The sequence below is a fragment of the Kocuria sp. HSID17590 genome, from assembly GCF_003989485.1.
Lineage (GTDB): Bacteria > Actinomycetota > Actinomycetes > Actinomycetales > Micrococcaceae > Kocuria > Kocuria salsicia.
In genome coordinates this window covers 23,998-39,043 of sequence record NZ_RBMB01000016.1, presented here as the reverse complement: position 1 = coordinate 39,043, position 15,046 = coordinate 23,998, and the positions used below count along the sequence as shown (strand labels likewise).

The window sequence follows — 15,046 nt, the reverse complement described above, 5'->3', positions numbered from 1 at the left end:
CTGGCCGGCGGGGCCGGCCAGCGCGACGGTGCTTGTCCGTGTCGGAGGTATGACTAGGGTTACATTCTGTGACTCACTCCGACACCGCACCCCAGTCCCACGAACCCCTCGCACCCCTGGGTTCCACGCAGCGCACGGCCACGGCCGCCGACCGGCTCGCCGAGGCCTACTTCCACGAGACCCTCGCCCTGGATCCCAGCAGCGCCACCTTCCTGGGCTTCCCGGGGCACGAGACCGAGTACCCTGACTTCGGTCCCGCCGGCCGTGCGGCCCGTGCCGAGCTCGTCCGCTCCACCCTCGCACGCCTGGAAGACGTGACCCCCGAGGACGACGTGGACCGGGTGACCCTGCACGCCATGCGCAACGAGCTCGAGCTGGAACGGGACCGCCACGCGGCCAACCTGGATGTCGCCGTGGTCAATAACATCGAGTCCCCCGTACAGGGCATCCGCCAGATCCTGGACGCAATGCCACGCGAGACCGAGCAGGACTGGCGCCACCTCGCGGGGCGCATGGCCAACATCCCCGCCGCGCTGGAGCAGTACCGCGAGGGCCTGCGCGAGGCCGTCTCACTGAACCGGCCACCGGCCGCGCCGCAGATCGTGGAGGCCGCCACGCAGGCGGAGCAGTACGCCTCCGACGAGGGCTCCTTCGCCACGCTCGCCTACGATCCCTCCGCACCTGAGCACGTGCGGGAGGACCTCGCCCGTGCCGCCGACGCCGCCCGCGCGGCCTACCGGGAGATCGCCCGGTCCCTGCGCGAAGAGTTCGCCCCTGGCGCCCGGGAGAGCAGCGCGTGTGGACTCGAGGACTACCGACTGCACCTCGCCTCCTTCCTCGGCGCCCGCCGGGACCCCCGTGAGGTCTACGACTGGGCCGTGCAGAAGTTGCTGGAGCTGGACGCCGAGCAGCGCGCCGTCGCGGACCAGATCTTGTCCGGGGCCACCGTGCAGCAGGCCATGGCCGCGCTGAACGAGGACCCCGCGCGCCAGCTGCACTCCCCCGAGGAGCTTCAGGCGTGGATGCAGCAGCTCTCGGACACCGCCCTGGCGGAAATGTCCGGAACGCACTTCGAGATCACCGAACCCATGCGCACGCTGGAGTGCCGCATTGCCCCCACACACGACGGCATCATCTACTACACCCCGCCGAGTGCCGACTTCTCCCGCCCCGGACGCATGTGGTGGTCCGTGCCGGAGGGCGTGTCCCAGCACAACACGTGGGAGGAGACCACCACCGTCTACCACGAGGGCATTCCGGGCCACCATCTGCAGTGCGCCACCGCCCTGGCCAACGCGGGCGAGCTCAACGAGTGGCGCCGCATGGGCATCTGGGTCTCCGGCCACGGCGAGGGCTGGGCCCTGTACGCGGAGCGGCTCATGGACGAGCTCGGCTTCCTGAACGACCCCGGAGACCGCATGGGCATGCTCGACTCGCAGCGGCTGCGCACCGTGCGGGTGATCTTCGACGTGGGCTTCCACTGCGGCTTCGAGATCCCAGCAGAGCTCGGAGACCTGCTCGGCGGGGCGCGCGCGGGCGAGACCTGGACCCCCGAGGACGGCTGGAAGTTCCTCCGTCACAACGTCGCCATGGCCGAGGGCACGCTGCGCTTCGAGTGGCTGCGCTACATGGGCTGGCCCGGGCAGGCGCCGTCCTACAGGATCGGGCTGCAGATGTGGCTGGACGCCCGGGAGCAGGCCATGGCACGCGAGGGCGAGGACTTCGACCTCAAGCGCTTCCACAGCCGCGCCCTGCGGCTGGGCTCCGTGGGTTTGGACACACTCACCTACGCCCTCGCCCTGTGAGGCCCCGTGTTCCCGGGGATTCCCCCGGGAACACGGGGTTTATTCCCGGGTCTCTGCGTAATATTTCGTCACGGGCCGCGTGCAGTTTATGATTCCTCGCCCTATTGTTTTCGGTATGAATTCCGCAGAAAGTACCCGCCGTCTCCCGCGCTGGATGACGTCCTTCGGGTGGCAGATCCTCATCGCCCTCGTGCTGGGTGTCCTCCTCGGGTCCGTGGCGGCAGCCATGGGCGGGGACGCCGAGGAGAGCCCCAACTGGCTCATGACCACCCTGGACACCATCGGCTCCAGCTACGTCACGATCCTCAAGGCCGCCGTGGTGCCGCTGGTCGTGACCGCCGTCATCTCCTCGATCGCCAACCTGCGCGACGTCTCCAACGCGGCCCGCCTCGCGTGGAAGACCCTCATGTGGTTCGCCATCACGTCCCTGATCGCCGTGGTGATCGGCATTGTGCTCGGCGTCGTCGCCCAGCCCGGCGTGGGCACGGGCCAGGCGCAGCCCGGGGCGTACTCCGGCACCGAGGGCTCCTGGCTCGCGTTCCTCAAGGGCCTGATCCCCGTGAACGTCCTGGGCCTGGAGACCACCTCCAAGGTCCTGGACCCGGAGACCGTGAAGACCTCCGTGAACTTCAACATCCTGCAGATCCTGGTGGTCTCCCTGGTGGTCGGCATCGCCGCGCTGAAGACCGGCAAGGCCGCCGCCCCGTTCCTCACCTTCATGCAGTCCGGCCTCGCGATCATGCAGAAGGTCGTGTGGTGGATCATCCGCCTCGCTCCCCTCGGCACGCTCGGCCTGATCGGCACCGCCGTGTTCGAGTACGGCTGGACCTCCATGGGCTCGCTCGTGAAGTTCGTGCTGACCATCTACGTGGGCCTGCTGCTCGTGGCGTTCGTCGTCTACCCGGTGCTCGTGAAGCTCAACGGCCTGTCCGTGAAGCAGTTCTTCACCGGCGTGTGGCCGGCCATGCAGATGGGCTTCGTCTCCCGCTCCTCGCTGGGCACCATGCCCGTGACCCAGCACGTCAGCGAGCGCAACCTGGGCGTGCCCACGCACTACGCGTCCTTCGCCATCCCGCTGGGCGCCACCACCAAGATGGACGGCTGCGCGGCGATCTACCCCGCGGTCGCGGCCATCTTCGTGGCGCAGTTCTACGGAGTTGACCTCACGCCCATGCACTTCGTGCTGATCGCCCTGGTCTCCGTGCTCGGCTCCGCCGCCACGGCCGGGACCACCGGCGCCACCGTGATGCTGACCCTGACGCTGTCCACCCTGGGCCTGCCCCTGGACGGTGTGGGCCTGCTGCTCGCCGTGGACCCGATCATCGACATGGGCCGCACTGCCCTCAACGTGACCGGCCAGGCGCTCGTGGCGGCCATCGTCTCCAAGCGCGAGGGCATCCTGGACATGGACCTCTACAACGCCCCGCGCCACGGCGACTTCGGCAACGACGACGCCGCGTCCTCGGATCCCGAGCTCGCCACCGCCTCCTCGTCGGGAGCCTCGGCCCACGCCCCCGCGGGTACGTCCGACGGCCAGCGCACCGAGTAGGTTCCCCAACCCGCGACTGTCGGTACGGCGACGGCGCGGAAGGGCGGTCCGGATTCTCCCGGGCCGCCCTTCCGCGTCCCACAAAGGGGGGCGTGTACGCGGGCACCGATGATCGTTAGGATGTGGTGCACATCACTTCCGCAGACAGGACGGTCGGTTTCATGAGCGTGTACACACAGCCCGGCAAGGACGGCTCGGTCGTCACCTTCAAGCCCCGCTACGAGCACTTCATCGGAGGCCAGTGGGTGGCGCCGGTCAAGGGTCAGTACTTCGAGGACGTCACCCCGGTCACGGGCCAGGCGTTCACAGAGGTCGGGCGCGGAACCGCGGAGGACATCGAGGCCGCGCTGGACGCGGCCTGGGCCGCCGCACCGTCGTGGAACGCCTCCACGCCCACGCAGCGCGCGATCATGCTCAACAAGATCGCGGACCGCATGGAGGAGAACCTCGAGCTGATCGCCGTCGCCGAGACCTGGGACAACGGCAAGCCGGTCCGCGAGACCCTCAACGCGGACATCCCCCTGGCCATCGACCACTTCCGGTACTTCGCCGGTGCGATCCGCGCGCAGGAGGGCCATCTCTCGCAGCTGGACGAGGACACCGTGGCGTACCACTTCCATGAGCCCCTCGGTGTCGTCGGCCAGATCATCCCCTGGAACTTCCCCATCCTCATGGCCGTGTGGAAGCTCGCCCCGGCGCTGGCCGCCGGCAACTGCGTGGTGCTCAAGCCCGCCGAGCAGACTCCCGCCTCGATCCTCGTGCTGATGGAGCTGATCCAGGACCTCGTCCCGGACGGCGTGGTCAACATCGTCAACGGCTTCGGCGTCGAGTGCGGCAAGCCGCTCGCGTCCAACAAGCGCATCCACAAGATCGCGTTCACCGGTGAGACCACCACGGGCCGACTCATCATGCAGTACGCGTCCGAGAACATCATCCCGGTCACCCTGGAACTCGGCGGCAAGTCGCCCAACATCTTCTTCGAGGACGTCGCCCAGCAGAAGGATGGCTTCTACGACAAGGCGCTGGAAGGCTTCGCGTTCTTCGCTCTGAACTCCGGCGAGGTCTGCACGTGCCCGTCCCGCGCCCTGATTCAGGAGTCCATCTACGACCAGTTCCTCGCGGACGGCATCGACCGCGTGTCCAAGATCGTGGCGGGCAACCCCCTGGACACCGACACCATGATCGGCGCGCAGGCCTCCACCGACCAGCTGGAGAAGATCCTGTCCTACCTCGACATCGGCAAGAAGGAGGGGGCGAAGGTGCTCATCGGCGGCGAGCGCGCGGAGCTCGAGGGCGACCTCGCCGGCGGCTACTACGTGCAGCCCACCGTGTTCGAGGGCACCAACAACATGCGCATCTTCCAGGAGGAGATCTTCGGGCCGGTGCTCTCGGTGGCGAAGTTCGGCTCGTACGACGACGCCATCTCGATCGCCAACGACACCCTCTACGGTCTGGGCGCCGGTGTGTGGGCTCGTAGCGGCAACACCGCCTACCGCGCAGGCAGGGCCATCCAGTCCGGCCGCGTGTGGGTGAACCAGTACCACAGCTACCCGGCGCACTCGGCATTCGGCGGGTACAAGTCATCCGGCATCGGCCGCGAGAACCACCTGATGATGCTGGACCACTACCAGCAGACGAAGAACATGCTCGTGAGCTACACCGAGTCGCCGCAGGGCTTCTTCTAAACCCCACTGAGACAGCGGTTAGACCCGGGGCGGTGTCCACACAGTGCCCGCCCCGGGTCGTCGTCCCGGCGTCCCTGGACGGTCCGGGTCAGGGCGAGAAGGTCAGCAACGCCAGCATGAGGCCCGAGGCGACGAGGAGATTGCCGACCAGCGCCACGTAGCGGCGAGCCCGTCCGCCGCAGGCGGAACAATTGCCAGCCATCTCTTCCCCCGGCCGCACCTCCACGACCATGCTGGGGGCACACGCGATGCGCCCCATGGGGCGTCCCCGACCACGAACAGAGGCCGCACATGAGCATCGGAGCACAGACCACCGCGTCGGTTCCCGCCGGACCCGAAAACGGGCCCCATGGCGAGCAGGAGTCCGCGGTCGAGTTCCCGCCCGGGATCGACGTGGCCCTCACCGCCACCGCCACCGTGGCCGGGGAGACGGAGTCGCGGGTGGGGTTCACCCCGGCCGCCGTGGAGCTGATCCGACAGCTGTGGGAGAGCCACGGGGCGCTCATGTTCCACCAGTCCGGTGGGTGTTGCGACGGGTCCGCTCCCATGTGCTTCCCGGCGGGCGAGTTCCGCACCGGGGATTCGGACGTCCTGCTCGGCGTTGCCGATCTCACGGCACAGGACGGATCCGCGCTGGGCCCGGTGGAGTTCTGGATCTCCGCCGAGCAGTTCGAGGCGTGGCGCCGCACCCGTCTGGTGATTGACGCGGTCCCGGGCCGGGGCTCCGGATTTTCCCTGGAGACCCCCACGGGCAAGCGCTTCCTCACGCGCAGCGAACTGTGCTCCGTCTAGGACACACATGGCGGTGACCTGGGACCATCCGGCGTTCGGAGATCCCTTTCTCGGCACGCGTGGAGCTGGCACACGCCGAGGTTCAGTTCCTTGCGCGTAACACGCACGCGGACGCCCTGCGGGTCAAGGGCTACGCCACGGACCCCCGGCTGCTCCACCCATGCGGGCACAGCACAGACGTTGACGTTCTCGTGGGTCCCCGGCTCGTGGCGCGGCTGACGGTCCTCCGTACGGGCCAGAGGAACCACGATGCGCTGCACGGCCCCTGGAACCTCGGCCCCCGACGTGAGCAACTGTGTGAGCAGCAGGCGAGAGGCCACGGCCAGCAGGTCCAGAAGGGATGTCGCCCCCGGCCACGAGAAGCATCACAACGATGCGGGTTTTCATGGGCCGGGGTGCCTGGGTCGATGCGGGGCGGAGATCCCGGAGGGCTCCCCCACATCCTGCGCCCTGCACTCTCAGCCATGCCCCACCTGCTCTTCGTCTGCCACGGCACCGTGGCCCGCTCCCCCGCCGTGCCGGACGAGGGCGTCCGAGACCCCCACCTGCGCGGCATCCACGCCGCACGGGCCACGGTGCAGCGCCTGGAGCGCGGCGTCGCCACCATCCTCCCGCTGCTGGCACCGTGAGTAGCCCGAAGACCGCCCCCGTGAAGCCGGGGAAGAAGATGCGCCACGGCGCGGCCCGACGAGGCGGCCGCCTGGTTCGGTGGTCTCACGGCTCAGTACGCCGCGTCACGGGTGAGCACGGCCCTGACGGTCTTCAGCACGATGATGGCGTCCCCCACAAGGGACCAGTTCTCCACGTAGGCCAGGTCTGGGCACACGCTCTCGTCCGCGGAGAAGGAGGAGCGTTCACTCACCTGCCACGGCCCGGTGATCCCCGGCTTCACAGTCAGCCGGGGCTGGTGGTTCTCCGGCAGCTGCGCCACCCCGCTCGCGAGCTGGGGGCGCGGACCCACCACGGCCATGTCCCCGCGCAGCACGTTGAGCAGCTGGGGCAGCTCGTCCACGGACCAGCTGCGCAGCACACGGCCCACGGGCGTCACGCGCGGGTCGTTGTGCAGCGTGAGGAGAGACCCGTGGCCCTGGTTGTCCGCACGCAGCCCCGTGACCTCGACCTCCGCGCCCACGCGCATGGAGCGGAACTTGTACATCGTGAACGCCGCGCCGTCGATCCCCACGCGCTGCTGCCGGTAGAGCACGGGCCCGCCGTCCTGCAGCTTGACCGCGAGCGCCGCGAGCACGAGCAGAGGGGAGCAGAGCAGCCCCCCGAGCACCGCGACCACCAGGTCGAAGCCGCGTTTGAGCACGTACTTGGCACCCGTGAGCCGAGGGGCGTCCACGGTTGTCAGCGGCAGGTCCGCCACGGGGCGCCAGTGGATGCGGGGACCCACCACGTCGGTCAGGCGGCTGGTCAGCACGAGGCGCACGTCCGAGCCCTCGAGCTGCAAGGAGAGGGAGCGCAGGAACTGGCGGTCGGTGTCGGCGTCGTCGGCCACGATCACGGTGCGCAACCCGGTCTCGTCGAGCACCTCCTGGGTGCCTTCCCACGAGCCCAGGTTGCGCAGCACCGTGCCGTCCATCAGCTGGATCTGATCGGGAGCGTCCGGCTCCGCGCAGAGCACGGCGGCCACCCGGTAGCCCGCCGCGGGGATCCGGGCGATGTGCCCGGCCGTCCACGTGACTGTCGGTGTGGAGCCGATCAGCAGCGCGTGCTCCATCATGGTTCCGGCGGCCCTCCGGCGCACGAGCACCTGCCGCAGCAGCCAGCGCCCCAGGATGAGCAGCCCGAACCCCAGCGGCAGCGCGAGCGCCAGGAAGCCGCGGGCCACATCCAGCTGGAAGACCACGGCGGCCAGGGACAGCCCGCCCAACAGCACGAATGTGGCATTCGCCACCACCCGGTACTCGACGTCGCCGAAGCCCAGGTGGTGGCGCGAGTACGCTCTGCGCACGGCGAGCGCCGCGATCCACGCGAGCCCAATGAACGCGGAGATCGCGGGGCAGCTCAGCCACGGCGCACCCACCACCGTGGCGGTGTCCGCGCGCCCGAAGCGCAGCCCGGTGGCCACGCCCATCGCCGCGCCCACCGCGAACAGGTCGCACAGCAGCGCCGCGGCCCGGTAGGGCACCCACCACGGGGTGCCGAGCGGACCGTGTACGGGTGCCGGTTCTGCGATGTCGCGCACCAGCCCGGGACGGTGGGCGGGGGCGACGTCGCCCGCGGGCGGCCCTGCCCCGGCAGGCTCCTGGCGCGCCGTTCCCGGGACCAGCGTGTGCGCGGCACCGGGTGCCAGCTGAGAAGACGCCCCGGATGCCGCCCGGGCAAGCGCCTCGGGAGCCGAACGCGCCTCCGTCTCGGGCGACACTGATGCCTGGGGAGACGCCTGATGCGTTCCACCGCGTACGTGCACCAGCGATCACCTCCTGCCCCGGAATTTCTCGCGTCATCGTAGCAAGATGCATGCGTCTGCGTGGATTCGTCCCCAAGTCAGAGGCGCATGCGGGACTCGTCGCGGACCGACTCGCGCGGGCAGATCCCACCCCCGACCGGCCGCGATCCGGCTGAGCGGCTCCGTGGAAAGGCGACCGATGCATCCATGTGCGACGCGTCACAGGCCGTGCGACTGAGCGTCATGGGCACGGGCATGGACGTGACGCTGGCCGGGGCCCTCGGACCCTTCCGGGCCGAGCGCAGGCACGGGAAAGACCACCGTCGCCGCGACCCTCGGGCGCGCTCTGGAGTACGTGGCCAACGACACGGTGTGCGTGGACCCGAGTGACCTGCGCGCCCCTGTCCGAAGCCGCTGTCGGTCGTCACGCGCAAGGGCGGCTCCCAACGGCAGGTCGCCCCCGGGGACCTCGGCCTGCGGCCGGTCACCAGGCAGGTGCGGCTGGGCTCGTTCGTCCTGTTGGAGCGGCAGACGACGGATGCCGCAGATCCTGCCCCCCGCCGGACTCAGCGAAACCCTGCCCCTGGTGGTCGCGCTGTCGAGCCTCGCGCCCAGCATCTCCGCGCTGCCCTCGGTGCCCGCACCGCTGAGCACCCTCGTGCGGACGGTCGCCGGGTGCGCGGGGTGCGGGCCGCACGCTACCGGTAGGTCGACGACGTTGCCGCCCTCCTCACGGGCCCCGCCACCGCACCGCTGCCGCCCCGCCCGCTCCCCGGCCCCTCGGTCGAGGACGCGCCCTCCCGGACTGAGAATCAGGAGTCCTCCGTGCTTGCAGTCCACAGACACGGAACCCTGATCCGCACCCTGCCGGACCAGCTGCCCCCGCTCCGTCCACGAACTGGCCGCTGCACTGAGGGAGGAGCACGGCGAGGACCCCCGGGCGGAGGAGTTCACACGTCGCAGCATCCGCAGCCTGGTGCAGCTGGGTGTCCTGCACTCGGACGAAGACCGCGCGGCGCAATCAGGGACGGACCGAACCGATGCGAGCGGGCAACGGATAGCGCTGACCGGAGTGGATGGAACATGCGCGGGCGCAACCGATCCTGCCGCCGTACAGTTGCAGCGTGGAACCTTCCCTGATCCTCGCCTCCCAGTCCCCGGCCCGCGCGGGCCTGTTGCGCAGGGCCGCCATCCCGTTCGACGCAGTCGTCTCCCACGTGGACGAGGACGCCCTGGTTCGCGCCGAGGGGCCGTTCACGCCGGCGGAGACCGCGCTGCGCCTGGCCCGCGCCAAGGCGGAGGCCGTCGCCCAGCTGCCGCAGGCGCAGGGCCGCCTGGTGCTCGGCTGCGACTCCGTGTTCGAGCTGGACGGGGAGTCGTACGGGAAGCCGTACGAACCGGACGTCGCGCTCAAGCGCATCACCGCCATGAGCGGGCGGGCGGGCACGCTGCACACCGGCCACTGGCTGGTGGACGCCCACGACGACGCGGCCCACCCGGCCGGACACGGGGCCCTGAGCTCGGCGAACGTTCACTTCGCGCAGATGTCCCCCGAGGAGATCCGGGACTACGTGGGCACCGGAGAACCACTGCAGGTGGCCGGCTCCTTCACGCTGGACGGGCGCGGATCCGTGTTCGTGGAACGCGTGGAGGGGGACCCGAACGCGGTGGTCGGACTGAGCCTGTCCACGCTGCGGGCACTGCTGCGCGACGCGGGCGTGTGCGTCACCACGTGGTGGGACGCCCAGCCGGAGGGCGCACAGCACAGCGCGCAATGATTTGTAGAACTTCTACAGTTCACGCGGTTCTCGGCGCCGACACTTAGGCGTTCCCCCCGGCGGGGCACTAATCTTTCGGAGAGATGTCGACAAGGAGTTATCACGTGACCACCACCTCGCGGCAGCACGAAGAGGCCGCCACCGCACCCCGTCCGCTCACCAAGGTCCTGGTGGCCAACCGTGGGGAGATCGCGGTCCGTGTCATCCGCGCCGCGCGTGACGAGGGCATCGCCTCGGTGGCCGTGTACGCGGACCCGGACCGGGACGCCCTGCATGTGCGCATGGCGGACGAGGCCTACGCCCTCGGTGGCACCACCGCCGCGGACTCCTACCTGCAGATCGACAAGATCCTCGACGCCGCCGCCCGCTCCGGCGCGGACGCCGTCCATCCCGGCTACGGGTTCCTCTCCGAGAACGCGGACTTCGCGGCGGCCGTGCTCAACGCCGGTCTCACGTGGATCGGCCCTCCCCCGGCGGCCATCCGCCAGCTGGGGGACAAGGTGGCCGCCCGCCACATCGCGGAGAAGGTCAACGCCCCGCAGGTGCCCGGCACCGCGGACCCCGTGACGAGCGCCCAGGAGGTCCTGGACTTCGCGGACGAGCACGGCCTGCCCATCGCCATCAAGGCGGCCTTCGGCGGCGGCGGACGCGGCATCAAGGTCGTGCGCGAACGCGAGGCCATCCCGGAGCTGTACGAGTCCGCCGTGCGCGAAGCGACCGCGGCGTTCGGCCGCGGTGAGTGCTTCGTCGAACGTTTCCTGGACGCACCCCGCCACGTGGAGACCCAGTGCCTCGCGGACCAGTTCGGCAACGTCGTCGTCGTCTCAACCCGCGACTGCTCGCTGCAGCGCCGCAATCAGAAGCTCGTGGAAGAGGCTCCGGCACCGTTCCTCACGGACGAGCAGAACCAGCGTCTCTACGAGTCCTCCAAGGCCATCCTGCGCGAGGCCGGGTACCAGGGCGCGGGCACGTGCGAGTTCCTCGTGGGCCAGGACGGCACCATCTCCTTCCTGGAGGTCAACACGCGCCTGCAGGTGGAGCACCCCGTCTCGGAGGAGGTCTCCGGACTGGACTTGGTGCGCGAGCAGTTCCGCATCGCCCGCGGCGAGGCGCTCGGCTACGAGGACCCCGAGATCCGCGGCCACAGCTTCGAGTTCCGCATCAACGGCGAGGACGCCGGGCGCAACTTCATGCCCTCCCCCGGCACGCTCACCACGTTCACCATGCCCTCCGGGCCCGGGGTGCGCGTGGACTCTGGTGTGGAGGCCGGAGAGACGGTGGGCGGCAGCTTCGACTCCATGCTCGCCAAGCTCATCGTCACGGGCGCGAACCGCACCCAGGCCCTGGAGCGCTCCCGCCGTGCCCTGCAGGAGCTGAGCATCGAGGGCATGCCCACGGTGGTCCCGTTCCACCGCACCGTCGTCTCCGATCCGGCCTTCGCCACCCCTGAAGACACCCCGTTCACCGTGCACACCCGCTGGATCGAGACCGAGTTCGACAACCAGATCGAACCCTTCAGCGCCGCCCCCGAGCCCTCGGAGGAGGAGCCGGAGCGGCAGAGCATCGTGGTGGAGGTGGGCGGCAAGCGCCTGGAGGTGACCGTCCCGCAGCAGCTCGCGGGCCCCCGCTCGGCCGCCCCCACCGCGCAGAGCAAGCAGCGCAAGCAGCGGGCCACGCGTGGTTCGGCCGCGGCCCGCGGTGCATCCGGGGACTCACTGACCTCACCCATGCAGGGCACCATCGTGAAGATCGCCGTGTCCAACGGGGATGAGGTCTCCGAGGGCGATCTGATCGTGGTGCTCGAGGCCATGAAGATGGAGCAGCCCCTCACGGCGCACAAGTCCGGGGTCGTCAAGGACCTGGACGTCTCGCAGGGGGACACCGTCTCCGCCGGGACCGTGCTCGCCTCCATCACGGGCTGAGCGGACAGGGGCAGCGCGACGACGCCGCCGCGGTCAAGACGGCGTCTCAGAATGTGAACTCCCCAGTTCACGATGTGGTATCCGGCGCTCTATTTTAAAGACATTCAGACCACCTGTCCTGTGAGGTTCACCATGTCTTCGCCCGTGTCCACCGTGGACCCCGGTTCTGCAGCGCAACGCCCCGCCGTTCCGCGCAGCCGCGTGATCCTGGCCTCCCTCGTGGGGACCACGATCGAGTTCTACGACTTCTACGTCTACGCCACCGCCGCCGTGGCCGTCTTCCCCGCCCTGTTCTTCACGGGCGAGAACGACACCGCCAAGCTACTGGCCTCCATGGCCACGTTCGCCGCCGCGTTCTTCGGCCGCCCCATCGGTTCTGTGATCTTCGGGCACTACGGTGATCGCATCGGACGCAAGGCCACCCTGATCGGCGCGCTGCTGACCATGGGTGTGGCCACGTTCCTGATCGGCATGCTGCCCACCTTCTACCAGATCGGCATCTGGGCGCCTCTGATCCTCACGGTCCTGCGCTTCTGCCAGGGTCTGGGCCTGGGTGGCGAGTGGTCCGGCGCATCCCTGCTGGCCACCGAGTACGCGGAGGAGGGCAAGCGCGCGCGGGCCGCCATGTGGCCGCAGCTCGGGGCCCCGTTCGGGTTCATCCTGGCCAACGGCTTCTTCCTGCTGCTGACCGTGGCCATGCAGTTCGGCACCGCCGGTCACGAGCTCGGCGCGAACCACCCGTTCCTGGTGTGGGGCTGGCGCATCCCGTTCCTGGCCTCCGTGGTCATGGTCCTTCTGGGTCTGTGGGTGCGCGTCAAGCTCGAGGAGACCCCCGTGTTCCAGCGGGCGGAGCAGCAGGGTGAGAAGGTGAAGGCCCCGGTCATCGACGTCTTCAAGACCTCGTGGGTGCAGATCGTCCAGGGCACGTTCATCATGCTGGCCACCTACGTGCTCTTCTACCTGATGACCGCGTGGATCCTCTCCTACGGCATCGGCAAGCCCGCCGCCGGGGGGCTGGGCGTGCAGTACCGCACGTTCCTGATCCTGCAGCTGCTCGCGGTGCTTCTCTTCGCGGCCATGGTCCCGGTCTCCGGCTGGCTCGCGGACCGCTTCGGACGCCGTTCCTCCCAGCTGGTGATCACCTCCGCCATCCTGCTCTTCGGCCTGAGCTTCGGGCTGATCATGGACCCGGCGCACGTGGGCACGGGCACGGACGCGTCCCTGCCGCGCATCCTGTTCTTCCTCACACTCGGCATGACGCTGATGGGCCTGACCTTCGGCTCGATGTCCGCGATCCTGCCGGAGCTGTTCCCCACCAACGTGCGCTACACCGGTTCTGGCATCGCGTACAACGTGGCCTCCATCCTGGGCGCGGCCATCACCCCGTACATCGCGGTGATGCTCAACTCCTCGTACGGGGTGGGCTCGGTGGGCCTGTACCTGTCCTTCGCGGCGGCCATCACGCTCGTGGCCCTGTGGTTCTCCCCGGAGACCCGCCACGTGGACATGTACGCCGTGGGCACCCCCACGCCGTAGGGCCGCTTTCCCTCGCTACGACGACGCCGCGGTGACCTTCAGGAGAAGGTCACCGCGGCGTCGTCGTAGCCGAGCACGCGGTACTCGCCCCGGCCGAGGCGTCACGGGAAGCCCGGGCGGTCAGCCCCGTCGGGGAAGGACCGGGGCCGCTGCGTCAGCGGTGCACGTGCAGGCGGCGGGCGGCCTCGGCGATCGTGCCGGACAGGGACGGGTAGACCGCGAAGGTGTCCGAGAGGTCGTCAACGCCCAGGCGGTGCGTGACGGCGAGGGCGATCGGGAAGATCAGCTCGGAGGCGCGCGGGCCCACCACCACGCCACCCATCACGGTGCCGCTGCCGCGGCGGGCAAAGATCTTCACGAAGCCGTCATCCACCGCCATCATCTTGGCGCGGGGATTGGTGGCCAGGTTCATGGACATCCCCACGAACATGGCGGGATCGTCCTCAACATCCTGCTGGGTGATGCCCACCGAGGCGATCTCGGGCGAGGTGAAGATGTTGGAGGCCACCTCGTCCGTGCGCAGCGGGTGCACCGTGTCGCCCAGGATGTGCGCGATCGCAATGCGTCCCTGCATGGCGGCCACGGACGCAAGCGGCATCACACCGGTGCAGTCACCGGCCGCGTAGATGCCGGGGGCCGTGGTGCGGGAGACGGTGTCCACCCGGATGTGGCCGCTGTCCGTGAGCGCCACGCCCGCCCCCTCGAGGCCCAGGTCCGCGGTGTTCGGGATCGACCCCACAGCCAGGAGGCAGTGCGAGCCACGGATCTTGCGGCCGTCTGAGAGGGTGACCCGGACGCCATCGCCGGTATTCTCCACCGCGTCCGCACGGGAACGGGATAGCACGCGCAGCCCGCGGCGCTCGAAGACGTTCTCCAGCACCTGGGCGGCATCCTTGTCCGAACCGGGGAGCACCTGCTCGCGTGAAGAGATCAGCGTGACGTCCGATCCCAGGCCGTTGTAGGCCGAGGCGAACTCGGCGCCGGTGACACCTGAGCCCACGACGATGAGCTTCTCCGGGATCTCGGTGAGCTGGTAGATCTGCTTCCAGTTGAAGATCCGCTCGCCGTCCGGCTTGGCGGTCTCCAGCTCGCGGGGGTGCGCGCCGACGGAGACCAGTACAACGTCGGCCCTCAGTTCGTAGGGCTCGTCGTCACTGGGCTCCACCACCACGGTGTGGCGGTCCACGATGCGCCCGCGGCCCTGCACCACGCGCACACCCACCCGCTCCAGGCCGCGCTTGATGTCACGAGACTGCGTGGCAGCCAGACGCAGCAGGCGCACGTTGACCTTGTCCAGGTCCACGCGGAGGTTGTTGAGCTCCTCCGTGGCATCGAGGTCGTCCCCCACGTGCACGCCCAGGTCCCTGGCGGACGCAAAGCGGTTCATGGTGTCCGCGGAGGCGATGAGCGTCTTGGACGGCACCACGTCCGTGAGCACGGCGGCACCACCCATGCCCTGCTCCTCCACCACCGTGACGTCCGCCCCCAGCGACGCCGCCACGAGCGCCGCCTCGTAGCCGCCCGGGCCACCGCCGATGATCACGAGCTTCTGGTCCGCGAATTCCCTCTGCACAGTCATGTCTG

General features: G+C 69.5%; 11 protein-coding genes. 8 read left to right on the top strand and 3 right to left on the bottom strand.

Annotation, left to right across the window (positions count from 1 at the left end):
• Positions 1-68: 68 nt before the first annotated feature.
• From D8M39_RS07240 to D8M39_RS07230, 3 genes are all read left to right on the top strand, one after another.
• On the top strand, positions 69-1,805 hold the full coding sequence (locus D8M39_RS07240; RefSeq protein ID WP_094393609.1) for a DUF885 domain-containing protein: 1,737 nt from the start codon (positions 69-71) through the stop codon (positions 1,803-1,805).
• Positions 1,806-1,920: 115 nt separating this feature from the next.
• Positions 1,921-3,354, top strand: a complete 1,434-nt coding sequence (locus D8M39_RS07235; RefSeq protein ID WP_126874736.1) for a dicarboxylate/amino acid:cation symporter — start codon at positions 1,921-1,923, stop codon at positions 3,352-3,354.
• A 161-nt stretch (positions 3,355-3,515) separates the two neighbouring features.
• The gene (locus D8M39_RS07230; protein WP_126874735.1) at positions 3,516-5,039 is read left to right on the top strand and encodes an aldehyde dehydrogenase family protein; all 1,524 of its coding nucleotides are present in this window, start codon (positions 3,516-3,518) and stop codon (positions 5,037-5,039) included.
• Between the two features lie 88 nt (positions 5,040-5,127).
• On the opposite strand, the gene D8M39_RS12560 is transcribed toward D8M39_RS07230, so the two are convergent.
• The gene (locus D8M39_RS12560) at positions 5,128-5,298 is read right to left on the bottom strand and encodes a hypothetical protein (protein ID WP_153245902.1); all 171 of its coding nucleotides are present in this window, start codon (positions 5,296-5,298) and stop codon (positions 5,128-5,130) included.
• Positions 5,299-5,330: 32 nt separating this feature from the next.
• Here D8M39_RS12560 and D8M39_RS07225 point away from each other — a divergent pair, with 32 nt between their 5' ends.
• Together D8M39_RS07225 and D8M39_RS12555 are read left to right on the top strand one after the other, a co-directional pair.
• Positions 5,331-5,831 carry a DUF779 domain-containing protein gene (locus D8M39_RS07225; protein ID WP_083482452.1) on the top strand — a complete coding sequence of 167 codons (501 nt, stop codon included), beginning with the start codon at positions 5,331-5,333 and terminating at the stop codon, positions 5,829-5,831.
• Positions 5,832-6,295: 464 nt separating this feature from the next.
• The gene (locus D8M39_RS12555) at positions 6,296-6,460 is read left to right on the top strand and encodes a hypothetical protein (protein WP_153245903.1); all 165 of its coding nucleotides are present in this window, start codon (positions 6,296-6,298) and stop codon (positions 6,458-6,460) included.
• A 92-nt stretch (positions 6,461-6,552) separates the two neighbouring features.
• On the opposite strand, the gene D8M39_RS07220 is transcribed toward D8M39_RS12555, so the two are convergent.
• Positions 6,553-8,022, bottom strand: coding sequence for a sugar transferase (locus D8M39_RS07220; RefSeq protein ID WP_126874734.1), 1,470 nt, complete (start codon positions 8,020-8,022; stop codon positions 6,553-6,555).
• Between the two features lie 1,328 nt (positions 8,023-9,350).
• Here D8M39_RS07220 and D8M39_RS07215 point away from each other — a divergent pair.
• The 3 genes from D8M39_RS07215 to D8M39_RS07205 all read left to right on the top strand — a co-directional run bounded on the left by D8M39_RS07215 (position 9,351) and on the right by D8M39_RS07205 (position 13,462).
• Positions 9,351-10,004, top strand: a complete 654-nt coding sequence (locus D8M39_RS07215; RefSeq protein ID WP_083482453.1) for a nucleoside triphosphate pyrophosphatase — start codon at positions 9,351-9,353, stop codon at positions 10,002-10,004.
• A gap of 83 nt (positions 10,005-10,087) precedes the next feature.
• On the top strand, positions 10,088-11,926 hold the full coding sequence (locus tag D8M39_RS07210) for a biotin carboxylase N-terminal domain-containing protein (RefSeq protein ID WP_371413765.1): 1,839 nt from the start codon (positions 10,088-10,090) through the stop codon (positions 11,924-11,926).
• Positions 11,927-12,058: 132 nt separating this feature from the next.
• Positions 12,059-13,462 (top strand): MFS transporter, encoded by a 1,404-nt coding sequence (locus D8M39_RS07205; protein ID WP_055084563.1) that lies wholly within the window; start codon positions 12,059-12,061, stop codon positions 13,460-13,462.
• Between the two features lie 154 nt (positions 13,463-13,616).
• On the opposite strand, the gene D8M39_RS07200 is transcribed toward D8M39_RS07205, so the two are convergent.
• Positions 13,617-15,041 (bottom strand): NAD(P)H-quinone dehydrogenase, encoded by a 1,425-nt coding sequence (locus D8M39_RS07200; RefSeq protein ID WP_164497807.1) that lies wholly within the window; start codon positions 15,039-15,041, stop codon positions 13,617-13,619.
• Positions 15,042-15,046: the final 5 nt, after the last annotated feature.

Bases quoted from the DNA above. Each gene is read 5' to 3' on its own strand.
- D8M39_RS07235 (WP_126874736.1), top strand. From the start codon at position 1,921: ATGAATTCCGCAGAAAGTACCCGCCGTCTCCCGCGCTGGATGACGTCC.
- D8M39_RS07230 (WP_126874735.1), top strand. From the start codon at position 3,516: ATGAGCGTGTACACACAGCCCGGCAAGGACGGCTCGGTCGTCACCTTC.
- D8M39_RS12560 (WP_153245902.1), bottom strand. From the start codon at position 5,298: ATGGGGCGCATCGCGTGTGCCCCCAGCATGGTCGTGGAGGTGCGGCCG.
- D8M39_RS07225 (WP_083482452.1), top strand. From the start codon at position 5,331: ATGAGCATCGGAGCACAGACCACCGCGTCGGTTCCCGCCGGACCCGAA.
- D8M39_RS12555 (WP_153245903.1), top strand. From the start codon at position 6,296: ATGCCCCACCTGCTCTTCGTCTGCCACGGCACCGTGGCCCGCTCCCCC.
- D8M39_RS07210 (WP_371413765.1), top strand. From the start codon at position 10,088: ATGTCGACAAGGAGTTATCACGTGACCACCACCTCGCGGCAGCACGAA.
- D8M39_RS07205 (WP_055084563.1), top strand. From the start codon at position 12,059: ATGTCTTCGCCCGTGTCCACCGTGGACCCCGGTTCTGCAGCGCAACGC.
- D8M39_RS07200 (WP_164497807.1), bottom strand. From the start codon at position 15,041: ATGACTGTGCAGAGGGAATTCGCGGACCAGAAGCTCGTGATCATCGGC.